The sequence below is a fragment of the Natrarchaeobius oligotrophus genome (genome assembly GCF_003841465.1).
Classification (GTDB): domain Archaea; phylum Halobacteriota; class Halobacteria; order Halobacteriales; family Natrialbaceae; genus Natrarchaeobius; species Natrarchaeobius oligotrophus.
Genome location: NZ_REFZ01000030.1, coordinates 1 through 24613 on the forward strand (window position 1 = coordinate 1; position 24613 = coordinate 24613).

General features: G+C 64.3%; 26 protein-coding genes. 16 read left to right on the forward strand and 10 right to left on the reverse strand.

Annotation, left to right across the window (positions count from 1 at the left end; translation table 11 throughout):
• Positions 1-596: 596 nt before the first annotated feature.
• The 4 genes from EA472_RS20665 (at position 597) to EA472_RS20680 (ending at position 3047) form a co-directional block, all read left to right on the forward strand.
• Entirely contained in the window at positions 597-812 is a 216-nt protein-coding gene (locus EA472_RS20665) for a hypothetical protein (RefSeq protein WP_124193391.1), read from the forward strand.
• 37 nt (positions 813-849) lie between these two features.
• On the forward strand, positions 850-2142 hold the full coding sequence (gene hisD, locus EA472_RS20670; protein ID WP_124193392.1) for a histidinol dehydrogenase: 1293 nt from the start codon (positions 850-852) through the stop codon (positions 2140-2142).
• 207 nt (positions 2143-2349) lie between these two features.
• On the forward strand, positions 2350-2574 hold the full coding sequence (locus EA472_RS20675) for a hypothetical protein (protein ID WP_124193393.1): 225 nt from the start codon (positions 2350-2352) through the stop codon (positions 2572-2574).
• A gap of 101 nt (positions 2575-2675) precedes the next feature.
• Positions 2676-3047, forward strand: coding sequence for a HesB/IscA family protein (locus tag EA472_RS20680; protein ID WP_124193394.1), 372 nt, complete (start codon positions 2676-2678; stop codon positions 3045-3047).
• Positions 3048-3071: 24 nt separating this feature from the next.
• On the opposite strand, the gene EA472_RS20685 is transcribed toward EA472_RS20680, so the two are convergent.
• Positions 3072-3272 carry a dodecin gene (locus tag EA472_RS20685; protein ID WP_124193395.1) on the reverse strand — a complete coding sequence of 67 codons (201 nt, stop codon included), beginning with the start codon at positions 3270-3272 and terminating at the stop codon, positions 3072-3074.
• Between the two features lie 119 nt (positions 3273-3391).
• Here EA472_RS20685 and EA472_RS20690 point away from each other — a divergent pair, with 119 nt between their 5' ends.
• Positions 3392-4594 (forward strand): pyridoxal-phosphate-dependent aminotransferase family protein, encoded by a 1203-nt coding sequence (locus EA472_RS20690; protein WP_124193396.1) that lies wholly within the window; start codon positions 3392-3394, stop codon positions 4592-4594.
• Between the two features lie 120 nt (positions 4595-4714).
• Here EA472_RS20690 and EA472_RS20695 read toward each other — a convergent pair whose 3' ends face one another.
• Positions 4715-5023, reverse strand: a complete 309-nt coding sequence (locus EA472_RS20695) for a DUF7116 family protein (protein WP_124193416.1) — start codon at positions 5021-5023, stop codon at positions 4715-4717.
• A 136-nt stretch (positions 5024-5159) separates the two neighbouring features.
• Positions 5160-5399, reverse strand: coding sequence for a DUF5816 domain-containing protein (locus EA472_RS20700; protein WP_124193397.1), 240 nt, complete (start codon positions 5397-5399; stop codon positions 5160-5162).
• 177 nt (positions 5400-5576) lie between these two features.
• On the opposite strand from EA472_RS20700, the gene EA472_RS20705 reads away from it, so the two are divergent.
• A complete protein-coding gene (locus tag EA472_RS20705) occupies positions 5577-5987 on the forward strand; it encodes a universal stress protein (RefSeq protein WP_124193398.1) in 411 nt (136 codons plus the stop codon).
• A 21-nt stretch (positions 5988-6008) separates the two neighbouring features.
• Here the strand turns inward: EA472_RS20705 and EA472_RS20710 are convergent, their stop codons facing one another.
• Both EA472_RS20710 and EA472_RS20715 read right to left on the reverse strand, forming a co-directional pair.
• Positions 6009-6452 carry a universal stress protein gene (locus tag EA472_RS20710; protein WP_124193399.1) on the reverse strand — a complete coding sequence of 148 codons (444 nt, stop codon included), beginning with the start codon at positions 6450-6452 and terminating at the stop codon, positions 6009-6011.
• A gap of 125 nt (positions 6453-6577) precedes the next feature.
• On the reverse strand, positions 6578-7600 hold the full coding sequence (locus EA472_RS20715; protein ID WP_124193400.1) for a mechanosensitive ion channel family protein: 1023 nt from the start codon (positions 7598-7600) through the stop codon (positions 6578-6580).
• Between the two features lie 207 nt (positions 7601-7807).
• Here EA472_RS20715 and trmB point away from each other — a divergent pair, with 207 nt between their 5' ends.
• The 8 genes from trmB to EA472_RS20755 all read left to right on the forward strand — a co-directional run bounded on the left by trmB (position 7808) and on the right by EA472_RS20755 (position 16394).
• Complete coding sequence (gene trmB / locus EA472_RS20720; protein WP_124193401.1) at positions 7808-8872, forward strand: HTH-type sugar sensing transcriptional regulator TrmB; 1065 nt, start codon at positions 7808-7810, stop codon at positions 8870-8872.
• Between the two features lie 121 nt (positions 8873-8993).
• Positions 8994-10469, forward strand: coding sequence for an extracellular solute-binding protein (locus EA472_RS20725; RefSeq protein ID WP_124193402.1), 1476 nt, complete (start codon positions 8994-8996; stop codon positions 10467-10469).
• On the forward strand, positions 10459-11520 hold the full coding sequence (locus EA472_RS20730) for a carbohydrate ABC transporter permease (RefSeq protein WP_124193403.1): 1062 nt from the start codon (positions 10459-10461) through the stop codon (positions 11518-11520). Before EA472_RS20725 ends, EA472_RS20730 begins: the two co-directional genes overlap by 11 nt.
• Positions 11520-12659 (forward strand): carbohydrate ABC transporter permease, encoded by a 1140-nt coding sequence (locus EA472_RS20735; RefSeq protein WP_124193404.1) that lies wholly within the window; start codon positions 11520-11522, stop codon positions 12657-12659. Before EA472_RS20730 ends, EA472_RS20735 begins: the two co-directional genes overlap by 1 nt.
• A gap of 6 nt (positions 12660-12665) precedes the next feature.
• On the forward strand, positions 12666-13859 hold the full coding sequence (locus EA472_RS20740; RefSeq protein ID WP_124193405.1) for an ABC transporter ATP-binding protein: 1194 nt from the start codon (positions 12666-12668) through the stop codon (positions 13857-13859).
• A 133-nt stretch (positions 13860-13992) separates the two neighbouring features.
• Positions 13993-15057, forward strand: a complete 1065-nt coding sequence (locus tag EA472_RS20745; protein ID WP_124193406.1) for a Gfo/Idh/MocA family protein — start codon at positions 13993-13995, stop codon at positions 15055-15057.
• A gap of 66 nt (positions 15058-15123) precedes the next feature.
• Positions 15124-15435, forward strand: coding sequence for a carboxypeptidase regulatory-like domain-containing protein (locus EA472_RS20750; RefSeq protein WP_124193407.1), 312 nt, complete (start codon positions 15124-15126; stop codon positions 15433-15435).
• A 137-nt stretch (positions 15436-15572) separates the two neighbouring features.
• The gene (locus EA472_RS20755; protein ID WP_124193408.1) at positions 15573-16394 is read left to right on the forward strand and encodes an MOSC domain-containing protein; all 822 of its coding nucleotides are present in this window, start codon (positions 15573-15575) and stop codon (positions 16392-16394) included.
• A gap of 73 nt (positions 16395-16467) precedes the next feature.
• On the opposite strand, the gene EA472_RS20760 is transcribed toward EA472_RS20755, so the two are convergent.
• The 4 genes from EA472_RS20760 to EA472_RS20775 all read right to left on the reverse strand — a co-directional run bounded on the left by EA472_RS20760 (position 16468) and on the right by EA472_RS20775 (position 21138).
• A complete protein-coding gene (locus EA472_RS20760) occupies positions 16468-16779 on the reverse strand; it encodes a HalOD1 output domain-containing protein (RefSeq protein ID WP_124193409.1) in 312 nt (103 codons plus the stop codon).
• A gap of 101 nt (positions 16780-16880) precedes the next feature.
• On the reverse strand, positions 16881-18290 hold the full coding sequence (locus tag EA472_RS20765) for a cryptochrome/photolyase family protein (RefSeq protein ID WP_124193410.1): 1410 nt from the start codon (positions 18288-18290) through the stop codon (positions 16881-16883).
• 62 nt (positions 18291-18352) lie between these two features.
• Positions 18353-19231 carry a phosphatase PAP2 family protein gene (locus tag EA472_RS20770; RefSeq protein ID WP_124193411.1) on the reverse strand — a complete coding sequence of 293 codons (879 nt, stop codon included), beginning with the start codon at positions 19229-19231 and terminating at the stop codon, positions 18353-18355.
• A 140-nt stretch (positions 19232-19371) separates the two neighbouring features.
• Complete coding sequence (locus tag EA472_RS20775; protein ID WP_124193412.1) at positions 19372-21138, reverse strand: ABC transporter substrate-binding protein; 1767 nt, start codon at positions 21136-21138, stop codon at positions 19372-19374.
• Between the two features lie 362 nt (positions 21139-21500).
• On the opposite strand from EA472_RS20775, the gene EA472_RS20780 reads away from it, so the two are divergent.
• On the forward strand, positions 21501-22661 hold the full coding sequence (locus EA472_RS20780; protein WP_124193413.1) for a tubulin/FtsZ family protein: 1161 nt from the start codon (positions 21501-21503) through the stop codon (positions 22659-22661).
• A gap of 575 nt (positions 22662-23236) precedes the next feature.
• On the forward strand, positions 23237-23386 hold the full coding sequence (locus tag EA472_RS20785; protein ID WP_394341359.1) for a hypothetical protein: 150 nt from the start codon (positions 23237-23239) through the stop codon (positions 23384-23386).
• A gap of 82 nt (positions 23387-23468) precedes the next feature.
• Here the strand turns inward: EA472_RS20785 and EA472_RS20790 are convergent, their stop codons facing one another.
• Positions 23469-24167 carry a 6-hydroxymethylpterin diphosphokinase MptE-like protein gene (locus tag EA472_RS20790; protein ID WP_124193415.1) on the reverse strand — a complete coding sequence of 233 codons (699 nt, stop codon included), beginning with the start codon at positions 24165-24167 and terminating at the stop codon, positions 23469-23471.
• Positions 24168-24613 lie beyond the last annotated feature (446 nt).

Genomic DNA, 24613 nt, shown 5'->3' on the forward strand with positions numbered 1-24613 from the left:
CCGAACTACCAAGGCTAACATCAGATCCCATCTGTACGGAAGACCGCAGGGGTAGGATCCTCATCTCCTTCGGACCTACTCCTAAGCCGCCAGGGGTACATAACCCCTTCGACCTCGAGTGGTCCGAGACGACGGAGCGAGTTCAACGCCCCGCCAATCGCGTCGTCTTGTGCATTCACATCCGAATCCCCTCGAGTACTTAAGGGCGTCGGATCGTTCCCGCGCCGGAATCGCGTCCCGGCGGGGGGTTTCTGCGTACCACGTAGTACGTGCCCGGATTATATAAGGGCGTCGTCACGGATTCCGAACCGTTCGGAATCCGTGACGATCCGCTCGCCCTCGAGACGACGGCGGTTGGGCCGTCGCCGAACGAGGGTGGATGCGTGTCTGCCTCCGTACCGGAAACCGGTCGGAGGGGACGCGGCGGCGAGCGCCGCGTCGTTCGCATTCAAGACGAGGCACGGGTCCGTACATAAGGCCGTCGTCTCGAGGGTCGTCTGCGCTACGTTGATCATTCTCGCGGGAACGTCACTCGGGGGCGAACGTGCGGATCGGTGAATCGGTACGATTTAGCGGTCGCGGACGGACCGACCCGTATGAACCGATCCGGGTTCGTCAAACTCGCGGTCGTGGGGATCGGCCTCGTCGTCGTGAGCTTTTTCGTCCGCGGGTTCGGCCAGCTCGCGTTCGGCCGTGGCGTCGCGGAGCTGTTACAGGCGCCGATCATCGTCGTCGGCTTCGCGTTGTTGGTGTATCTGTTCGTGCGGGCGACGCTCGACGCTCTCGGCCTCTGGACGATCGAGGAGACGTAGCGGAAGGATTTTTCGAGGCGCACCCGAACGCGGGTGTATGAGTATCGACGTGCGGGAGATCGCCGACCTCGGGCCGGACGAGCGCCTCGCGTTCTTCGAGCGCGACGCCGGGATCGAGGCGGTGAGAGGCGACGTGAACCGAATCGTCGAGCGGGTCCGCGAGGAGGGCGACGTCGCCGTTCGCGAGTTCACGAGCGAGTTCGATGGCGTAGAGGTCGGCAACCTCGAGATCACCGATCGGTGCGAGCGCGCCTACGACGATCTGGGGCCGGAGCTTCGGGACGCGATCGAAGCTGCGGCGACGAACGTCCGGGAGTTTCACGAGGCCCAGCTACCCGAGGACTGGCGACGGGAGTTCAGCCCCGGTCGAGAGCTGGGGCGACGGTTCCGACCGATCGATCGCGTCGGCGTCTACGTCCCCGGCGGTTCGGCGGCCTACCCCTCGAGTGCGATCATGGGCGTCGTGCCGGCGGTCGTCGCGGGCGTCGAGCGCGTGGCCGTCGTAACCCCACCGGCGGAGGAGATGAATCCGGTCACGCTGGCGGCGATCCACGCTGCTGGAGCGGACGTCGTCTACAGCGTCGGCGGCGCGCAGGCGATCGCCGCGCTCGCGTACGGAACCGAGACGGTCGATCGGGTGCGAAAGATCGTCGGCCCCGGAAACAGGTGGGTCACCGCGGCCAAGGCGGCGGTTCGAGGCGACGTCGAGATCGACTTTCTCGCGGGGCCGAGCGAAGTCGTGGTCGTCGCAGACGAGACGGCGGATCCGGAACTGGTGGCCTCCGAGCTGGTCGCCCAGGCGGAACACGATCCGAACACGTCGGTCGTCGCGGTGACCGACGACGAGGCGACTGCGAACGCCGTCGTCCGGGCGGTCGACGAGCAGGCGAGCGAGCGCGCACGCGAAGAGACCATTCGTTCTGGCCTCGAAAACGACGCGAGCGGCGTGTTGCTCGCCCGGTCGATGAGCGAGGCGATCCTCTTCACCGAGGAGTACGCGCCGGAACACCTCACGATCATCGCCGACGACGACGAGTCGATTCTGGCGCGCGTCGACAGCGCGGGGAGCGTTTTTCTCGGGCCGAACACGCCGGTCGCCGCCGGGGACTACGCGAGCGGGACGAACCACGTCCTGCCGACGAACGGCGGCGCGCGCGTGACCGGCGGACTGTCGGTCGAGACCTTCCTTCGAGCGACGACGGTCCAGCGGCTCACGGCCGACGGGCTCGTGGAGATCGGCGAGACGATCACGACGCTCGCGAAAGCGGAGGGCCTCGAGGCCCACGCGGAGAGCGTTCGCCTGCGAACGGACGACGGAGCCGGTCGGTAACGGAATCGTATTCGAGGTCGTCGTCGCGTCCGGCCGTGAGGCGACCGGTACTCCGATCGAACCGTCCTCGGTTCGTGCGCGGACGGTCAGCGTCGAAACACCGCGTTGACACGAGGAAACCGAGCGACAATCGGAGCGTACGAGCGCGATCGTCAACGGGCGACTGCGCGGGCTGGTTTTACGGTGCTGGGCGTCGTGAGAGATCGTATGGAACCGCGCAGCGTCGATCCAACCGACGAGCGCGTCCTCGAGCGCAACTACGATTACGCGCAGAAAAACGTCCGACTCCTCTCGATGTGGTACGAGTGTGAGACCGAGCGGATGATCGAGCTCCTCGCGAAACACGGGATCGAACTCTCGAGAAACGACTGGCGGCGGTTCGGTCCCTACTATCGGACGATCAGACGGCAGTCGTACCAGTACACCGAGTGAGCGATCGGAGGGGCAACCGCGACGGGGCGGGGTCGCGAATCGATCGGGCGAACGCTGTGGATGGCGTCACAGTTAACATCGTTGCGACGGAAGAGTCTGGTATGAGCACGGACAGTCTGGACGGCGACGCCGAAACGCGTCCACGGATCGAGGTGACCGAAGACGCGGCGGAGCAAGCCCTCTCGTTGCTCGACGGCGAAGGCCTCGATCCGACCGAGGCTGGACTTCGACTCTTCGTCCAGCAGGGCGGATGTGCGGGACTCTCCTACGGAATGCGGTTCGATGACGGCCCCGACGAGGACGACACGATCTACGAGCACCACGAGCTTCGCGTGTTCGTCGATCCGGCGAGCCTGAAGTACATCGAGGGGAGCATCCTCGATTACGAGAGCGGACTCCAGGCGGAGGGGTTCCACGTCGAGAATCCGAACGTCGTCAGCGAGTGCGGTTGCGGCGAGTCCTTCCGGACCTGAGCGCTCCCGCCACGGTCCGACCAGCTACTCCTCGAGTTCGAAAGCGACGGTTACTTCTGCCTGATACTCCCGGTCCTCGACGCTCGCGATCTCGACGCCAAGCTCGTCGACTTCGACCCAGTAGACGTTCTCGAGGGTCGCCTCTGCGCGGTCGATCGCGTCGTCCGCGGCCGCGTCGAAGCTTTCGGTACTCGTTCCGATCAGCGTGATCTTCTTGAAAACCATTTGCGCGTTCTAGTACCTGACAACGCGACTTAAACGTACGCGGTCGTCTCAGCGTTCGGACGCCGACGGCACCTCGATAATCGTGAACGTTTTTCACGACGGGCGTGCTGTGCCATCGTATGACAACCCGTGAGGAGTCGATCGACGGACCGGACGTCGGCGAGTTGACGCCGCCGAACCGAACGCTGATGGGGCCGGGGCCGAGCGACGTGCACCCGCGCGTGTTACGGGCGATGAGCACGCCGCTGGTCGGTCACCTCGATCCGTCGTTCGTCGAGATCATGGACGAGGTACAGGAACTGCTCCGGTACACGTTCCGGACGGACAACCGATGGACGATTCCCGTCTCGGGGACGGGTTCGGCCGCGATGGAGGCGGCGATCGGCAACGTCGTCGAGCCGGGCGATACGATGCTCGTTCCGACGAACGGCTACTTCGGCGGACGAATGGCGTCGATGGCGCGTCGGGCCGGCGGCGAGGTCGTCGAGGTCGACGCACCCTGGGGCGAGCCGCTCGCGGTCGACGACGTCGCCGACGCGCTGGCCGAGTACGATCCCGACGTCTTCGGGTTCGTCCACGCCGAGACGAGTACGGGCGTGCGCCAGCCGGAGGTGCCGGCGCTTACGGCCGCCGCACACGACCACGACGCGCTGGTGATCGCCGACGCCGTCACGTCCATCGGTGGCGTCGAACTCCGCGTCGACGAGTGGGGCGTCGACGTCGCCTACGCCGGTCCGCAAAAGTGCCTCTCCTGTCCCCCGGGTGCGAGTCCCCTCACCCTCTCGGACGAGGCGATGGACAAGGTCCTCGCGCGCGCGAAGGAACCGCGATCGTGGTACCTCGATCTCGGCCTCCTCGAGGGGTACTGGGGTGACGAGCGGGCCTACCACCACACCGCGCCGATCACGAACGTGTACGCGATCCGGGAGGCCCTCAGGCTGGTCGCCGAAGAGGGGATCGAAGAACGCTGGGCGCGCCACGAGCGACTTGCCGGCGCGCTGAAAGCCGGCGTCGAGGCGATGGGCCTCGAGATGAACGCGGCCGACGAGTACTGGCTCCCGAGTCTGAACGCCGTTCGCGTTCCGGAGGGGATCGACGACGGCGAGGTCTGTTCGACGTTGCTCGAGCGCTACGATCTGGAGATCGCGAGCGGACTCGGCGACCTCGATGGAGAGATCTTCCGAATCGGCTGTATGGGTCACTCCGCCCGCCCGGAGAACGTGATCTACGCCGTGACGGCGCTTGGCGACGTCCTCGAGCAGTTGGGAGCGGACGTCGATCCGGGCGCAGGGGTCACGGCGACCCGGCGAGCGCTCTCCTAATGATCGTCGGACGTCGTCGCCCGCCGCAGGTCCGGGGCGGGTCGCCGCGTGTCGTTCGAGCGATTCGTGAATAGTCCCGGGTGCGCACTCGACAGCGGACGAACGAACGAGAGCCTGACGCTACGCCGAGACGCGCGGTCCGGGCGGGGCGCGCTCGACCTGATACTCGTCGCCGTCAACGACGATGATCGCCCACTCGTAGGCCGGGTCGATGCTGGTGAGTCGCGCCTCGAGGTCGTCGGCGTCCTCCGGTTGGGCGACGAAACAGTGGAACTGACCGGAAGACGACGGCGGTAGCTCTTCGTACTCGAGGACGGTGTTTACGTGGACGACTTTCCACGCGCGTTCGGCCCGAAACTCCGGACCGGTGCCTTCGATGGTGTATCCGAGCTCTGCGAAAATCGACCTGGCCTGCTCGACGAGTCGCATGTTAACAGGACCCATTCGGTAGAACGGTACGCTGTCGACTACCTTAAAGGTTCGTCACGAACCGCGTTCGTCTCCGGGACGGGAAGAGACGGTGGGACACCCAACGTAACAGGGACGGGGAAACGGACGCGAACGCTCACTCGTGGGCCGCGTCCCACTCGGTCGGCTTCCGAAAGTTTCCACAGACGTTACACTTGATGCGGCCCATCGAATCCATCGCGTTGTCGAAACTCTCGCAGTTCGTACAGAACCAGCCGTAGCGTCGGTCGGCGTCCGCCGACTCGTAGGTGACGAGAAATGGCCCCTTGGATCCCCTGTCGCCGTCGGTTTCGGAGACGTACACCGTCTCACCGTCTGCGATCGAGATCGGTTGCATACCCCTACTACCCGGCCGCCCGCTAAATGATTGTCCCTCTCCGTAACCGACGTTTAGGCGTTCTCGAGCGAGTCGACGTTCGAGTCGTTCCGACGGACGGTCACGGTATGGTACGGTTACGCACGACGTGCGGGCCAACTGAAACCTTTACCCGAGTGGGGGTCGTCCGGATCGGTAATGGCGCTGGTCGTGGTTCCCGTTCGATATCCGCTGACGAAGCACTCGCGACGGACGCTCGAGCGGGCGATCGAGGTGGCGCGCGAGCGCGACGCAGCGTTGACGATACTCCACGTTGATCTCTATCAGAACGGGCGGAAGGTGACGCGAATCGATCTAAAAAACGCGGTCGAACGGGTGTTCGGTCCGATCGAGAACTCGCGGTACGTCGTCCGAACCGGATTCCTGGTCGAAGAGAGCATCCTCGACGAGGTCGCCGCCGAGGAGGCGGACGCGGTCGTCATCGGCGGCCAGCAGGCGAGTCGGCTCCGTCGGATCTTCCGTCGTTTTACCGACAACCCCGACATCGACCGCTATCTGCGGACGCACCTCGACTGCGAGGTCATTACGGTCGAACCGACGCGAGCGTAGTGACCGCGGCGAGAGACTGATCTAGCCCGTCGATTCGCCGTCCCTGACGACAAACACCGGGACCGGCGCGTTGTCGACGACGCGCTCGGAGACGCTTCCCAGCGAGGTCACCTTTTGGCGGGGGCTCTTTCCCTCAGTACCGATAACGATCAGGTCGATCCCCCGTTCGTCGGCGTACTCGAGGATCGTCTTCGCCGGCGTCCCCTTCCGGAGGTCGGTGACGGTCTCGAGTCCGGCGGCCGCGGCGCGTTCTTCGACGGCGGCGACCGCGTCGCGCCCGTCTTCCTCGAGCGTTCGTTCGACGGCGTCGGCGTTTTCCTCGCCGGCGGCGGCGGTCATCCGGCTGTCGATCACGTACAGCGCGTGAACGGTCGCGTCGTTGTCGGTCGCGATCGGTAGCCCGTGATCGAGCGTCCTGGTGACGGTATCGCTGCCGTCCGTCGGAACGAGAACGTCGTCGTACATTCGTGATCGGTTCCGAGTTGGCGCGGAGTCGTGATAAAACACCGCACAGCGACGCGGACGGTTCGCTCGCGGCGCTGTCGCGGTGTGGCGAGGTTCGACGGGGTCACCGACCCGACGCCGTCAGTTCACGGCTCACCCGGATCGGGCGAGCCGTCGTCTGCGTCCTCAGGGTGGGCGGCGGTCGCGTCCACGGATTGGTCGTTGGTCGCGACGTTTCGCCGATCGGGTGCCGACTCGCCGATGGTCGTCCGCGCGACGCCGCTCGTTTCGTCGAAGACGTGGTGTCGATGCGGGTACGCGAACTGGACGTCGTGCTCGAGAAATCGCTCGCGAACCGCCGACTGGACCGCAGAGCGGACGAGGGTCTGTTTGTACGGCCGCTTGATCCAGAAGAACAGCTCGAGGACGATCCCGTCGTCCGCGTACTCCTGGATGGTGCAGGTCGGCGCCGCCGCGTACCGCGCGCTGCCGATCCGAATGTCCGGACCGCCCGCGATGACCTCGTCGACGCTTCGAGCCGCTCGCTCGGCGTGTCGTCTCGCGGCTCCGAGGTCGCTCTCGTAGGTGATTTCGAACTCGACGGAGAGACGGGTGCGTTCGTCCTCGGCGGAGTAGTTGATGACGTCGCGCTCCTGGATCTCGGAGTTCGGGATGACGATAAACGTATTCTGCAGGGTGAATATCTTGGTGTAGCGGATCGTGATGTCCTCGACGAATCCCCGGTGGCCTTCGTCGGTTATCTCGATCATGTCTCCGATCTCGTACGGCCGGTCGGTGAGGATGAAGATGCCGTTGATCAGGCTTCCGACCAGGGGGGCGAGCACGACCGCGATCACCGCGGAGACGACCGTCACCTGGAGGAGAATGTCGCCGCCGCTGAGACCGAGTATCGCGGCGACGACGACGAGCGTGGCGAACAAAACGGCAGCGCGGACGCCTCGTAACACGGTACGGGTGACGCTCGGGCGCTCGATCCGTCGAGCCACCGTCCGGCCGGCGAATCGAACGACGAGCTTCGAGAGGAACCAGCCGACGACGAGGACGACGAGCGCCAGCGCGAGCTCCGTCGCGTGCGGGAAGGTGTCGGGCAAGATCCCGTTCACCGTCTCGTTGTCGGCGAATTCGTCCGCCTGAAGGACCGCGCGCATGGCAACACACTCATGCGCCCGGTGGTTAAGCGTTCTGACTGCCCGCTGTACCGTGGTTGCCGGTTACACTCGCCACGAACGATCGCCTCCACGAGCCGCGATTGCCGGTCGCAATCCGTCGGCACCCGGCTCGAGTACTCCGTTTCGAAAACAGGTGCTACTCGATGTATAATAAATCACTTGTCCGTTCGGTTCCTACGGTGGCACATGGCATCAGACGAACTTCGCTCGACCGTCGAGCGGGTGGGCGATCGGTTCAACCTCGGCGAGTACGAGATCGACGCCTACCTCACCGTGCTCGAGCAGGGCCAGCTTACGGCGAGCGAGATTTCGGATCGGACGGAAATTCCCCAGCCGCGGGTCTACGACACGGTTCGCAGCCTCAGCGACCGCGGTCTCGTCGAGCTACGAGAGTCCCGACCGATGAAAGTCGTCGCGCTCGATCCGGGCGACGCCTTTGACGACGTCCAGGAGTCACTGGCCCAGATGATCGACGAACTCGAAGCGCGCTACACGGCGCCGGCCCGAGACACCGAAGCCGTCTCGCTCGTCAAGTCGCGCTCGACGATCCTGCGGTATCTCGAGGAGGTGATCACCGACGCCGAGTACGAACTCTCGCTGTCGCTGACGCCGGATCTGCTCGTGCGATTCGAATCGGAACTCGAGGCGGCCGTCGACGACGGCGTTAGCGTCGACCTGATCGTCACCCCCGCCAGCGAAGCGCCGGATCCGGCGGAGTTCGACTACGAGGCCGTCGCAACGACGGCCCGCGCTCGTCGCGGGATCACGACGCCGGTGCTCGCCGTCGCCGACGGCAACTACTCGATCTACGCGACCCAGGACGCCCTGCGAGACGACCAGGACCGCTACGGCGTCATCTTCAACCGTTCGGCGCTCGGGTTCCTGGTTTCGGGATTCTTCGGAACCGTCCTCTGGACGACCGCCGAGCGAACGCTGGGCGAGGATAGCTCCGTACGGTCGTACCCGCGCAAGTACGCTTCGATCCGTCGGTGCGTCAAGGACCTGATCGACGAAGGTGGCGAGTTCTACGCGACGATCGAGGGTCGAGACGTCGAACTCGGCGAACCACGCGTGGTTCGCGGACGCGTCCTCGACGTCTCCTTCGAGGTCAGCGAGGAGGTCGCGAGCCTCACGCTCGCCGACGAGTCCGGCAACGAGGTCACCGTCGGCGGGCGGGTCGCCGCACTCGAGGACCTCGAGTCCCACGAGATCCACATCGGTCGACACGAGCCGCCGACGATCGAGGAGTAGCGTTCGCGTCGCCTTCGCACCGTAACCGTCGGTTACACCGCTTTCCGATCCGAACAGTCACGGGTAATTGAAGCCGTGCAAGCCCACGATTGAAGGGGGCGACGGTGTGACGTTACGGCGGATGGCCCGAGAGCACAGGGGTCGTGACGCTCGAGGTGGCCCGTCGCGGCGAGCGTTCGTCAGGTCCGCCTCGGCCGCGGCGGCGCTCGCCGGAGTCGGAATCGCGGGGTGTCTCGGGCGGGCTCGAGACGAGACGACGGTCGTGATGAGCGGGGATACGGATTTTGCCGACATCATGCACGCCGACGGCGACGAGCCCTCGGTCCAGCAGGCGCTGTGGGACGCCGGTCTCGACGAGGAGATCACCGTCGAAGTTCAGGCGAGCGTCGACGACTCCGCCCAGCGGATGCAACAGTACCAGTCGGCGCTCCAGGCCGGTCGGTCTCCGCCCGACGTCTTCATGATGGACAGCGGCTGGACGATCCCGTTCATCCTGCGTGAACAGACGACGAACCTGACCGACGAGCTACCCGAGGACGTCCTGGACCGGGTCGAGGGAGACTACCTCGAGGCTGCCCTGGAGACGGCCCGCAACCCCGAAACCGGCGACCTCCACGCGGTCCCGCTGTTTCCCGACTTCGGGACAATGCTGTACAGGCGGGATCTGATCGAGGACGTGGGATACGATACGAGCGGCTGGGGGACCGATCCGCCCTCGTGGCAGGAGTTCGGGGAAGCAGTCGCCGACGCCCGTTCCGAACACGGACTGAACTTCGGATTCACGACGCAGGCCGCCGCCTACGAGGGGCTGGCCTGCTGTTCGTTCGTCGAGGTGATGTCCACGTGGGGCGGCAGCTACTTCGGCGGCACGGAGAACCTGTTCGTCGCCGGCGATCGCCCGATCACGGTCGACGACGAGCCGGTTCTCGATGCGCTCCGAATGCTTCGGGCGTTCGTCCACGGCGACGGCGACGAACACGCGCTCGACGGCTACCCCCAGATTTCCCCGAGCGCGATCGTCCAGTGGTCCGAACAGGAGTCGCTCGACCCGTTCGTAAACGGCAACGCCGTCGCCAACCGAAACTGGCCGTTCGCGATCGCCGAGACCGGCGACGAGGACGCCTTCGGCGAAGACCTCGGCGTAACGCCCATGCCGTACGCCGTTTCAGCGGACGACGCGGAGTACCCCGGCGTCGGCGGAACCGCGTCCGCCCTCGGGGGCTGGCACCTGACGCTCAATCCGAACACCGATCGAACCGACGCCGCACTCGAGGTGCTCGAGGCGTTCACCCACGACGAAGTGATGCTGACGATCTTCGAGTTGCAGGGGTTTCTGCCGCCCGTTCTGGAGCTCGTCGAGGAGGCCGATCCCGACGAGATCGGGCCGGTCGCGCGGTACGTCGACGAGATCCAGCTCGCCGGCGACAACGCGGTGCCGCGACCGGTCACGGACGTCTGGCCCGAACAGTCGGCGCTCATCTTCCAGGAGGTAAACGCCGCCATCCGCGGCGCGAAAGGCCCCGAGGAGGCGATGGCCGATCTCGGAACACGCCTCGAACGAAGCGAACGCGACGTGGAAGACCAGCATGACGACTGACACCGAGACGGACGGCGGAACGGAGGATCGAACCGCACCGCTGATCGGCGACGAGCGAACGAGCGAACGCGAGCGGACGGGAAACCGCCTCGTCAACTGGATGGAGAACCTGAGCGAGGCGGCCTACGCCTACCTGCTGTTGCTCCCTGCGTTCGCGCTGCTCGCGCTGATCGCCTTCTACCCGCTCGTGATGACGTTCGTCATGTCGCTTCGCGAAGATCGGACGCGAGGGTTGGAACCTCTCGGCGGCTTCGTCGGGTTCGAGAACTACGTCGACATCCTCACCGGAAACGCGCGGCTGGCCCGCCAGTTCCTGGACGTCTCGGTGTCGGCGTCGTACCCGTTCGTCGAACTCGGCGTTCCGTTCCTCCAGCAGGCGCTGTTCGTCACCCTCGCGTTCGCCGTGATCAGCGTGCTCCTCGAGACGGTGATCGGCTTCGGGCAGGCGTACGTGCTCGATCAGGACTTTCGGGGACGGCGCTGGGTTCGGGTCGCGATCATCCTGCCGTGGGCGGTTCCGATCGTCATTCAGGGGATGATCTTCTTTCTGCTGTTCCAGCCGACCGTCGGCTTCGGCAGCGACCTGATGCAGTGGCTCGGCGTCTTCGGCCCCGATCCGCTGGCCGACAGCCAGGACGCGTTCATCATCATCCTCGTCGCGGACATCTGGAAGTCCGCCGCGTTCATGGCGCTGTTGATCCTCGCGGGACTCCAGAGCGTCGACCGGAGCCTCTACAACGTCGCGCGCGTGGCCGGGGCGTCGCCCTGGCAGCGGTTCAAGATGATCACGCTGCCGCTGGTGATGCCCGCGCTGTTGGTCGCGATGTTGTTTCGGACCATGGACGCGATGCGGGTGTACGGGCTGATCGAGTCGACGGCCGGCTGTACGACCGTTCCATCCCTGACGTGTCTCGTCGTCGAGGCCATGTTCGGCGGGACGCGGATCTTCGCGACGGCCGCCGCGGTGGCGTTTACGACCGCGATCGTGATTGGACTGATCATCTCGGTGTACGTGTTCTTCTTCCGGGACACCGAGGGAGGGCTCTACTGATGACCGACGATAGCCACGACGGCGATCCGACCGGACGACCCGACGCCAGCGACGAGAATCGAACGAGGGCCGACCGGAACGCGACCGCGACGGATATCGCGTCGGGGCGGACCCGCAACTCGAGCGCCGCCCGCTCGAGACCGGATCGACTCCGGCCCGAGACGGACGGTGGCCGAGTGACGGACCGACCGGAGGATCGCGGAGCGATCTTCGAGGAAGACGGGGACCGAGAACTGGACCGGGGTCCGTTCCAGCAGTGGGTGGCGAACTCGATCTCGAATCCCGAACGGACCTACCGGGCGATGTTCTACGTCGCAACCATCTTCTTTCTGTTCACCACGCTGTTTCCGTTCTACTGGCTGCTCATGGTCGCGTTGACGCCCGAGGGTCGCCAGCAGGATATCGTTCTCACGCCCAACGGCTTCAACCCGGGAGCGTTCGTCGAGGTGTTCCAGGTCATCCCGTTTCACTGGTACGTGTTCAACAGCTTCGTGATCGCGACGGCCTCGACGATCATCGTCCTGGTCATCGCGAGTCTCGCGGGCTACGCCTTCGGCCGCCTCGAGTTCCCCGGAAAGATACCGCTGATGCTGTTGGTGCTGGTGATCTCGTTTTTCCCGCCGGCGGCGTTTTTCATTCCGCTGAACGACCTGTTCAACACCCAGTTCGCGGTGCTCGAACCGATCACGGGCGACGGAAGCCTCTACAACACGCCCGGTGCGATGGTGTTGCCGCTGTCTGCGATCTTCATGCCGCTTGCCATCTTTATACTCACCACGTTCTACGCCCAGATTCCCGACGGTCTCGAGGACGCCGCTCGGGTCGAAGGGACGACCCGACTGGGCGCGCTGTTTCGGGTGATCATCCCGCTTTCGGCACCCGGCGTCGCGACCGCCGGCGTGCTGACGTTCATCGCCGTCTACAACGAGTTCTTCTTCTCGTTTCTGATGACCGACGGCCAGCCCGAGAACTGGGCCCCGATTCTCGAGGGGATCCTGGGCTATCAGGGCCAGTACGAGGTGATGTACCACCTCATGGCCGCCGCGAGCATAATCGGCGTTATTCCCGTCGCGATCCTGGTGATCGTCGCCCAGGAGAAGATCGTCAGCGGTCTGACCGCAGGAGCACTCAAAGAGTAAGATACCATGGCACGAGTACGACTCGAGAACATCACGAAACGATACGGGGACGTCGTCGCCGTCGACGACGTCAGCCTGGAGATCGAAGACGGCGAGTTCGTCACATTCGTCGGCCCCTCGGGGTGTGGGAAGTCGACGACGATGGAGACCGTCGCGGGACTGACGCGTCCCTCCGAGGGGCGCGTGTACATCGGAGACGACGAGGTCACCGATCTCGCGCCGAAAGACCGGGGCGTGGCGATGGTCTTTCAGAACATCGCGTTGTTTCCCCACATGGACGTCTTCGAGAACATCTCCTTCGGCCTTCGGCTTCGCACCTACGACGACGAGGAGATCAACCGACGCGTCGAGGGAGCCGCCGACATCGTCCAACTCGAGGGGATGCTCGATCGGATGCCGGACGAACTCTCGGGAGGCCAGCGCCAGCGCGTCGCGATCGCGCGAGCGATCGTCCGGAATCCGGACGTGTTCCTGATGGACGAACCGCTCGCGAACCTCGACGCGAAGCTGCGCGTCCACATGCGGACGGAGCTCCAGCGACTTCACCGCGAACTCGGGACGACGGTCATCTACGTCACCCACGATCAGGCCGAGGCGATGACGATGTCCGACCGGATCGCCGTCCTCGACGAGGGCGGACTCCAGCAGATCGCGCCGCCGCTTACCTGTTACAACGAACCGGCGAACCTGTTCGTCGCGGGCTTCATCGGATCACCTTCGATGAACTTCGCCGACGCCAAACTCGTCGCCGGCGGCGTCGAGACCGATCACTTCGTCGTCGAACTCGATCACCGGAACGTTCCGGGCGCGTCCGTCGGCGACGCGGTGACGCTCGGCGTCAGACCCGAGGACGTCCACCTCGCGACCGGCGCGGAGTCGATCGCCCACCCGACCGACGCGATCGGCGCCCGAACGGACGTCTTGGAGCCGATGGGCGACGAAATTTTCGTCTACCTCGTTCTCGGCGACGGCGACGCTCGATCGATGGAGGAAGATCCAGCGACCGCGTCGGATCAACTTCTCATGAGCGTCACGCCCGAGACGGAGCTTCGGGAAGAACAGTCCGTCGAGGTCGTTCTGGACCGATCGAACGTTCACCTCTTCGACGCCACGACGGGGGAGGCGCTCGTCCACGGAATTACCGATCTCGATTCGTCGGGGCGAGAGCCGGGAACGACCTCGACGGAGGCCGACAGTTGAGACGGATCCCGTCCCGTTCGACCGCTCGTCGCGTCTCGTATGGCAGTGGACAAAAGACGCTCGAGCACGTACATTCGATATAGCGGCATAACCTGTATCAGATCGAAATCAGCCGCCCAGAACGATCGTCCCGATGACAATCAAACGACAAGACGTGCGAACAGGGATCGTGGGCCTCGGCAATATCGGCCAGTATCACGCGGAACGACTCGTCGACCTCGGCGTCCCGCTCGTCGGCGGGATGGACGTCGCACCGCAGGCGCGAAAGCGATTCGGGCGTCGGTACGACGTCGACGTGTTCGAAGACCACCAGGAACTGTACGATACCGTCGACGCCGTGATCATCACGACGCCAAACAAGTACCACGAGGAGTACGCCATCGACGCCTTCGAGAGAGAGTTACACGTCCTGCTCGAGAAACCCCTCGCACACTCCATCGACAGCGCACAGCGAATCGCAGACGCCGCTGCCGAATCCGACAGTCTGTGCATGGTCGGGTTCAACAACCGGTTCGCGAACACGGTGCGGATCGTCAAGAACCGGGTCGAACGCGGCGACCTCGGTGACGTCTCGCACGTCGAGGCGAACTACGTTCGCCGGCGGGGAATCCCCGGTCGCGGCTCGTGGTTCACCCGCCGACAGATCGCCGGCGGCGGCGCACTCATTGATCTGGGCGTTCACGCGATCGATCTCGCGCTTTACCTGCTCGATTACCCCGACGTCCGGGAGGTAAACGGAATCACGCGATCGGAGTTCGGTTCCCGCGAGGAGTACGCGTACCTCGAGATGTGGGCCGAAGACGCGGGACCGGTCGGGTTCGACGTCGACGACTCCGCCAGCGCGTTCATCCGCTGTGCGGAGGGCAAGACGATCAACCTCGAGGTGGCGTGGGCGACGAACCGGCCGGCAAACCACGAGTTCGTCGTCCGCGGAACCGACTCCGCCGCCCGGTTCGACCTCCTCGAGAGCGACCTCAGCTTTCACTCCGCGAGCAACGTGGGCCCCGATCACCTGGAGGATACGTCGGTAGAAACGCGACAGAACGACACTCACTCGGACGAACAGAAGGCGTTTTTCGACCGGATCGTGACCGGTCGAGACGAAAACAGCGTCGAACAGGCGCTCGTCGTCCAGAAGGTCGTCGACGCGATTTACTCCTCGAGCGACGACGGACGGACGGTTACCGTGACGGATTGACCGCGCCGTGGTTCTCCCGCAGCCGACCGTAGTGGCTTTTTGATTCTGGGAGTGCTAGTCGCTCGCATGAGAACCGAACGGACGCTCGTCCTCGACGTGAGCCGCCACGACGCACCGGTCGGGACGTCCATCGCGATACGGGTGCGCGACCGAAGCAATCGATCGGTCGAGGGAGCCACAGTGGCGATCGGAACGCAACGAAAACGGACGGACGCCCGCGGGCGGTGTGAGTTCACGGTCCGCTCTCCCGGTTTCTGGAAGGTTAGCGCGATCAAGCCGCCGAGCGATCGGATCTCCTACAGGCCCGCGACGAAACTCCTCAGAGTGCTCCCGAGACCCAAACCGTCCCGTCCGCGGTTGGCCACGACTACCGGTTGATACGGTCTATCGTATCGATGTGCCGGCGGGGCCGCAGACGGGTCGCGATACCACCAACACCGCTCCCCGTGTCCGCCGCGAGCGAAGCGACGGTTCGGGACGAACTTTTTATGCTTTGACGAAGATATTGGTATCCGATGACACATATCGAAAATCTGTGGGTGTATCCGGTGAAAGGACTCGACCGAACGTCGGTCGACGAGATACGAATCAACGACGCCGGGACGTTTCTGGGCGACCGCGAGTACGCGTTGCTCGACCCCGAGACGGACGACAGCATCGAGGATCGAGTCGATTCGGTCGAAAAGACGTACAACGGAAAGGAGATCGACACCCTCCACGAACTCGAGTCGACGTACGATCCGGAGACGAACGTCCTCACGTTACGGATGCGAGAGACCGACGAAACCCGTCAGTTCGATCTCGAGACCGATCGCGAGGCCGCGAGCGAGTGGTTCACCGAGTTCGTCGACGAACCCGTCGCGTTGCGACGACGCGGCCCTCCGTCGTTTATCGACCGCCCGAAACTCGGACCGTCGATAATCAGTACGGGGACGCTCGAGGAGGTCGCGTCCTGGTTCGACTCGATGACCGTCGAGGGAGCGCGGCGTCGGTTTCGCCCGAACGTCGAGATCGGCGGCGTCCCGCCGTTCTGGGAGGATCGATTCCTCGGCGACGATCCGTCCGGATTCGCGATAAACGGCGTTCGATTCGAGGTCGTGGAAGCCTGTGCACGCTGTGTCGTTCCGTCGCGCGATCCAGACACCGGCCAGGCCATCGAGCGATTCCAGGAGCGATTCGCACGGCGACGGGAGGAGACGCTCCCGGAGTGGGTCGACCGGGACGCGTTCGAGCACTTTTTCACCGTTATGGTCATCACGTCCGTTCCGAACTCGTCCTACGGCGGAACGGTCGGCGTCGGTGACGAAGTCGAGGTCGCCGACGCGGCCGAACTGTAAGGGATCGGGCGGACGGCCGGAGGTACGGATCGACGACGACTCGACCGGCGGTGAACCGGGATCGACGGTCGGTTCAGTCTTCGATCGGCGCACTCGCCGAGTCGTCGGCCTCGGAGCGCTCGCTAACGTCGACTCGACCGCCACTGCTGACGGTAACGTCGTACCCTTCGTACTCGAACCGGACGTGGCCGCTTTCGGGCGGACCGGTGGGCGTCCGGAACAGGGCATCGAGCGCCTCGGGATTGACGATCGCGTACAGCGGGTCGTACTCGGGCGGTTCGACGTCCGTCACGTCGACGCCTTCGCGTGCGGCGATCGCTTCGATGATCGCCTGTGATGGGGGTGTCCCGTCGCTGGAGGGCGACGCGTCGTCCTGTGAGGACATACTGGTATCTAACGCGTACGGCGGAATAAGCATACTGGCACCACCAGCGTCGGCGTTGGACCGGACACCATCATGGTCGAACCGACCGCGTCGGACGGCGACTACGCTTTGCGTTTCGCCCGCTCGAACGCCTCGAGGGCCCGCTCGCGTCGCTCGGCGTGATCGACGATCGGTGCCGGATACGACGGTGCGATCCGATTTCGTTCCGTCTCTGTGCGGTCGTGCCAGCCGTGAACGTCCTCGGCTGCGACGCCCTCGAGTTCGGATACGTACGACCGAACGTACTCGGCGTCGGGGTCGTACTTCCGGCCCTGTTTCATCGGATTGAAGATCCGAAAGTACGGCTGGGCGTCCGTCCCGGTCGAGGCTGCCCACTGCCACCCGCCGACATCGTTTGCCGTCTCGTGGTCGGCGAGTCGCCGACGGAACCAGTCGTAACCCTCCCGCCAGTCGATCAGGAGGTCCTTCGTCAGAAACGAGGCGACGATCATTCGCACCCTGTTGTGCATCCAGCCCTCAGATCGAAGCTGGCGCATTCCCGCGTCGACGATCGGATAGCCCGTCTCACCGGCCTTCCAGGTCGCGAACCCGTCCGGATCGGTTCGCCACTCGAGATCGCGTTCGAACGGGGTGAAGTTCTCGCTAACCGTCTCCGGGTTGAACGCGAGGACGTGCGTGTAAAATTCCCGCCAGGCGAGCTGTCGCTGGAAGGATTCGACGCTTTCGCGGGCGTCGTCGTCGGGGGCTCGTTCGGCGGCGGCTTCCGTCGCGGCGTGTAGTTCACGGATCCCGATCGTTCCCCACTTGAGGTGGACGGAGAGCCTGGACGTCCCCTCGGCCGCTGGATACTCCCGCGTCGACTCGTAGCGGTAGATCGGTTCCGAACAGAACGAGTCGAGCCGATCGCGGGCGGCTTCCTGCGTGACGGGCCGTGGAGTCGCCGCCGGCTCGTCGAATCCGAGTTCGGACGCCGACGGCAACCGACCGGACGAGTCGGCGATCGACGCCAGGTCGTCCGCAGAGGGCGACGCGACGGGATCGCGCGTTTCCCTGTCGCGCCACTTCTTCCAGAAGTACGAAAACACCGAGTAGTGCGCTCCCTCGTTGGGCGTGATCGTACCCGGCGCGTGGTGGATCGCATCGTGCACCGGCTCACAGTCGACCCCGCCGTCCTCGAGTGCCGCGGTAACGGCTCGATCTCGCTCCGCTGCGAGCCCGCTGTAGTCCGCACACCACGTTACTCTGTCGGCGCCACGAGCGCTCGCAACTCGCGGAAGGACCTCACTCGGTTCGCCGCACTCGATGAGTAAATTACTTCCTCGCGCTCGGTACCACTCGCGGAGCCCATCGAGCGCGTCGAGGAGACACGCGACCCGGATCGGAGACGCGTGCTCGAGGACGGTCGGATCGAACACGAAGAGGGGAACGACCGGTTCGGGCCCGTCGGCAGCTCGGACGAGTCCTCGATTGTCGCTCCCGCGGAGGTCGCGGCGATGCCAGTGGATCGTCATACTGTACCGATCGGCCGGCGAGTCATAGTTCCGCGGCCGGCGACAAGTCGACCGACGGACGGTCACCCGAAGCCGCCCGCCCGCTTCAGCCGCTCGAGTCTGGCGTCGAGGTACCGCCGCGTCGAATCGAGGAGACCACGAGCGGTGTAGTGACGACCGACGTAGACGCTCCCGAGCGCTAACAGGGTCCCGGCGACGACGTCGGAGAACCAGTGAATGCCGAGGTACATCGTCGAGACGACGACGCTAATCGCCAACACGCCGGCGACCCCCGTCCAGATCGGGTACTTCTCCCGGGTCAACCACGCGAGAAAGAAGACGGTCATCGACAGCGACGTGTGAAGCGACGGGAACACGTTCGTGTTCTGATTGACTTCGTTCGTGAGCATCCGCGACTGCGGGAAGGCGTCGTACAGCAGTCCCTGGAAGATGGTCGGATCGACGTTTCGCGGGCCGTACGCGATAAAGAAGACGTAACAGATCAAGCCAACCCCGTAGTTTACGGTGAACGCGAGCAACAGCGTTCTGAGGTCGTCCATCTCTTCGAGCGCGAAGTACGCGATAAACGGGAACAGGAGCAAGAACGCGTACCCGTAGATGTACGTGAAGACGAAAAACGACGTCAACTCCGGCGACTGGAACGACTGGAGGACGACGACGGGGTTTTGCGGGAGCAACGTCTCCTCGATCTCGAACAGGAGGGGAGTGATGTTCGTCCCGAGGACGCGACGCTCGAGTCGCGTGAAGACGTCGACGGTCGACCACCGGAGTGCCAGCACGACGACGAGCGTGGCGAGCGGAAGCGCACAGACCTGAAGCCGCCGACGGTATCCCCGCATCGCCGCCGCTAACCGACGCGGACCGACGACGACGAGCGTCGCGGTCACGAGCATCGTCGCGACGACGAACGCGAGTTCGAAGACGACGGCGAGCAGTGACATGCGCTTTCGTACTAGCTACCGCCTGCGAGACATTAATACCGATCGGTCACTCGTCTCGGTATCGGTCGATCACTCGTCTCGGTATCGGTCGATCACTCGCCGCTTCGTCGACGCCACCGACGACGTCCGAAGGTCGCCCGTCAATCGAGTAGCGTCCCGTCTTCGTACTGGTAGCTCGCCTCTTCGAAGAGCGTCCGAACGCGCTCATCGTCGACCTCCCCGTCGGTGCCGGGAAACTCGGCGATCGAGGATCGGACCCCATCGTCGTGTTCGTCGTCGGCGAGACCGAGCAACGAGCGAGGTGACATCGCCGGTTCGGCGAAGCCGTCGAAAAACTCGGAGACGACGTACTCGCGGTCGACGAGCCGCGAGAGGATCTGACGAAATCGATGGTTGACCAGCGGGGCGCGTTCGAGGTTGTAGCCGAGGAGGTAAAACGAATCGGTCGTACTGCTGATGACTGTCGTCTCCTCGCCGTCCCGGATCGACTCGACGCGTTCCGGCGGCACGTTGCTCGCCGTCACGTCGATGTCGCCGTTTTCCAGCGCGTCGACCATCGCGCCGACGTTGGGATCGATACGAAACCGAAGTCCGTCGTACTGAGAGAACCCCTCGAGGGCGTCGGGGCGGTCGAGTGGAAACTCGCGAAAGACGTGTTCGTCGAACGGCTCGAGTTCGACTCCGTCGGCAGTCACCTCGTCGAGTCGAAAGAGGCCCGACCCGATCGGCTCCTCGTTGTCGGTGACCAGCGCCTCGGTCTGGCGCTCGGCGATCACCTCGGATCGCGGTTCCCAGACGTGCTCGGGTAACAGCGGGATGGTGAGGGAACGAACGGCCGCGTCTCGAGTCGGTTTTGCAGCGGAGTCGCCCACCGTGTCGCCAAACGTGATCGTGACCGTTCGCGAATCGATCGTCTGAACCTCGGACACGAGCGTTTGACGGCTTCGAAACCGGGGTGCAGGAATGCTCCCGTCGACCGATCCCAGCGCGGTATCCCCGAGAAACCGAACGGTGAAATCGACGTCGTCAGTCGTGAGATCGGTTCCGTCGTGCCACGTTACCCCCTCTCGAAGCGTTATCGTCGCTTGTAACCGATCCTCATCCGTCCACGTGACTGATTCGGCCAGCCACGGGATGTACTCCCCCGTGTCACGATCTCGGCGAACTAGCGGATCGTACAGCAGCCCCAGAAGACCGTACACTCGGTTTCGATCGACCGCGATCGGATTCAATCGGTTCGCGAGATCCTCCCCCGCCACACCGACGACGAGTGGTTCGTCTCGAGGGCCGTCGTCGGGTTCGCGACACAGCAGATCCAGGTACTCGAGGGGCTGTTGCGGTGGCGACGGCGCGTTGACGTCCGTTCGGGCGCCCCCAACCAAGTGTGGAAACGCGATGGCGGAGTACGGTGCGGTGTCCTCGAGAAAGTCGACCAGTTCGGTGATCGATTCCTGTCGATCACCGCCGTCCGCTCGCTGTGCCTCGAGGAGTTCGTCGACCGTCGGGTCGGAGAACTGAAACGGGTTTTGCCAGCCCCGCTCGGTGACGAACTGCGAGTGGAGCAGTCCGTACAGCGCGTCGTATTCGTCGAGTCCGGGGTGACGAGCGACGAAAACGTCGTAATCTCGCTCGAGAAGAATCTCTCGATAGAGGTCGGCTTTCGCGCTCGGAACGTGCGTGACGTCGATCCCGGCCGCCTCACAGCTCTCTCGAAGCTGGCTCAGGATTTTCGCCGCGAACGGATCGTCGTCCGCGGGAACCGTTTTGATCGTAAGCTCGACCTGTTCCGGACCGGTATTTTCCGCCCGTGACCAGAACGCCTCCGAACAGCCGGCGAGAGCGCTGATCGCGACGCCACCAGCACCGGCGAGCAGCCTTCGACGTGACGACGACGCACCCTCGTCCATGGACGATGGATATGCCACCCTTCTGTATATGGCTTACTCTCGAGGCGCCGCCGGCTTGCGATGTGGGGCCACCGACGCCCGAATCCGATAGTTCGCCAGCGACGGAGCCCGATTACCGAGAATCCGTCCCCTCGGTAAAACGTGATTTGCGAGAAGACAGTCGTTCACAGTAAACAGTCGTTAACGGCCGACTACCCGTTTACGATGAGTGTCATCGATTACTGACTGTCTTTTCCTCGAGTGTATGTCGTCCATAACAATGGCCGTCTTCGGCAACGGTCGTGACGTGGCATTCGTTCCCTCGATCTCGGTCGGGGACGTCCGACCGACGACGCATCCGGGAACGACCACGAGAGACAACCATGAAACTCGCACTAATCGGCTTCGGTCAGGCAGGCGGGAAGATCGTCGACGAATTCCTGGCGTACGACGACGCGATCGGCGGAGGGTTCGTCGAAGCGGGAATCGCGGTCAACTCCGCGACGACTGACCTCCAGGGACTCGAGAACATTCCGAAACGCAATCGGGTTCTGATTGGACAGGCACGCGTAAAAGGACACGGCGTCGGTGCCGACAACGAACTCGGCGCCGAGATCACCGAAAAGGACATCGACGAGATTCAGGGAGCGATCGATCGCATTCCCATCCACGAGATCGACGCCTTCCTCATCGTCGCCGGAATGGGCGGCGGAACCGGCTCCGGCGGCGCTCCGGTCCTCGCGACGCACCTCAAGCGGATCTACACCCAGCCCGTCTACGGACTCGGAATCCTCCCCGCAACCGACGAAGGTGGCATCTACACGCTCAACGCGGCTCGCTCGTTCCGGACGTTCGTTCGGGAGGTCGACAACCTGCTCGTCTTCGACAACGACGTCTGGCGAAGCGCCGGCGAGACCGTCGCCGGGGGCTACGACCGGATCAACGCGGAGATCGTCGAGCGGTTCGGACTGCTCTTTGCGGCCGGCGAGGTCAACGAGGGTGATCACGTCGCCGAGAGCGTCGTCGACTCCTCGGAGATCATCAACACGCTCGACGACGGCGTCTCGACGATCGGTTACGCGCGTGAAACCGTCGACACCGCGGGCGACGGGTTGCTCTCGTCGTTTCGGACCTCCGACGACTTCGACGAGGGTGCCGCGACGAATCGAATGACGAGCCTGGTCAGAAAAGCCGCACTCGGCCGCCTCACGCTTCCTTGCGACGTCGGGAGCGCCGACCGGGGACTCGTCGTCACTACCGGGCCGCCGGAGCACCTGAACCGCAAGGGCGTCGAACGAGGTCGCCAGTGGCTCGAGGACGAAACCGGAAGCATGGAGATCCGCGGCGGCGATTACCCGCTCCCGGATCGTAACGAAGTCGGCGCGATCGTCCTTCTGTCGGGCGTCACGGACGTCCCCCGGATCGATCAGCTCCAGCAGGTCGCGATCGAAGCCCAGGATACCACCGAAGCGGTTCGAGCGCGAGCAGAGGACGATTTCGCCTCGCTCGTCGACGCCGGCGGTGAACTCGACGCGCTGTTTTGAGCCGAGCGTCCGCTCGCTGATTTCTCGTTATTTCCCGATCCCAGGCCCCGTCGAGGGGCGACGCTCGCGAACGCGCCACGACTCGCGGCGGCACGGGAGAGACGACCGCCGACCACGAACCGGCCGCCACGGATTCCGGACGACTCGAGCGGATTCCGTCGGCGTTCGACGACGACCGGTTCGGTACCGTACCAACCGACTCTTCAATGCACGCGATCCGATCGTCGGCAGTCATCTGTACACCAGTCGCCCCGTGTTCAGTCCGACCGCGAGCCGTCCGCCGTGGACGACCGCGCCCGCTCGGCGTAGTACACCGTTCACGGACGTCGATTCGCCGTCGCGTCGAATCGGTCGGCGGCTCGCCGAATCGGTCGACGACGCGAACCGCCGGACTGGTGGCGAGAGGGGAGAGGTTAATCTTCCCATTCCGGGAATCGACGCGCTCGTCTCGACCACGGAAATAGATCACTAATCGTGTGAGTCACAGTAGCAAGACAATAACGAATTACGATATGATCGTCCGTTGGGTCATGAACGGTCAGAAACGAACGAACTCCGCAACGACGTCGTCGACGATGCGAGAGGCAGTCAAGTCCGTCCTCTTTCGGTCCGACCGACCGACCGTTATCGAGGAGTGTCGTCGCTGTGGCACCACGATCGAAACCGCGCGGACGGACTGTCCGACCTGTGGCTGCGACGACATCGTCACCTACCAGATTCGCTAACCAGTACGAATTCGACGACAAACGACACCGTCGGCCGACCACCACCATCCGTCGGCCACCAGCACGTCGTGCATCGTCTCGGTCACTGACCCGAGAGCGCCGCGTGTTCAATTCCGTCACGGCGACCGTCGAGAACCGCGAAGCGTTCGCCACGGCGCGACTCGAGCCAGTACAGCAGTCGTTCGGCCCACTCGAGTTTTCTGGCTTTCGCCGGTTCGACGGTCGGGTCGTCGAAGTCCCACCCGACGAACGTCAGCCGGTCGGCACCCAGGTGGTCGGCGAGAAACGCAGCGCGGTCGCCGTCGGTGAATCCACCGACGTTTCGGACCGGACCGCGTGGCTCCGCCTGCGTCGTCGGGAGAACCCACTCGTCGACGCAATCGGGGACGACCCGCCGAAGCAGCGCCTCGTTGTCACCGTGGGCGTGAATCGCCACCGGAACGTCACGCCTCGTGAGACGCCGCGCGGTCTCGGGATTCTTGTCGAGGTCGGTGATCAGACAGTCGACGTCGACGCCGTATTCCGCGAGGACGTCGGCGGCCGTCGACGCGGCGAAAACGACGTCTGCAGTCCGCGACCGCTCGAGGTTGTGCTCGTCGGTGAGCGACGGTCCCGCCCCGGCGACCGCCACGGTCGCGCCGCGGACGGCCGCGAGACGCTCGAGATCGAACGAACCCACGAGCGAGGCGAGGAGGTCCCGTGCCCGCTCGTCCCCGGAACGGTCGTACCCGAAATCCCGGATGATCGCCTCGTAGACGGGTTCCCAATCGTCGAACTTCATTGACGGTCGAATACTCGCGCTCGAGACCTTAGTGCGTTTTCGGTCCGACGACGGCGACGCCCGTGATCGGTCGATGGGTAATTGTCGACCGGGTCGGCCGACGGAGCATCCCACATCAGCGCGGAACGCAACGGTCGATACTCGCCGGCCGTGAAGGCGTGGTGAGCGGTACTCGCGCGGATACGGTACTCTCGACGAGTCTACAGCAGACAGTACTCTCGACATACTCCCGACAGGTCTACAGCAGACAGTACTCTCGACGGGGGACGATACTCTACAGCAGACGAGACACTCCGGGAGACATCGTTGCTACTAGGCAAGAGGGTGTCATAGAACAGTTAGCATACCTAAGAGCAGGGTGAACGCTGAGGTGGAATGAGTTCAGCGACCCTGCAAGATGAGCCTTGGATAGACGAGTTCTTTAATCTCGTGGCAGTCGAGACGCT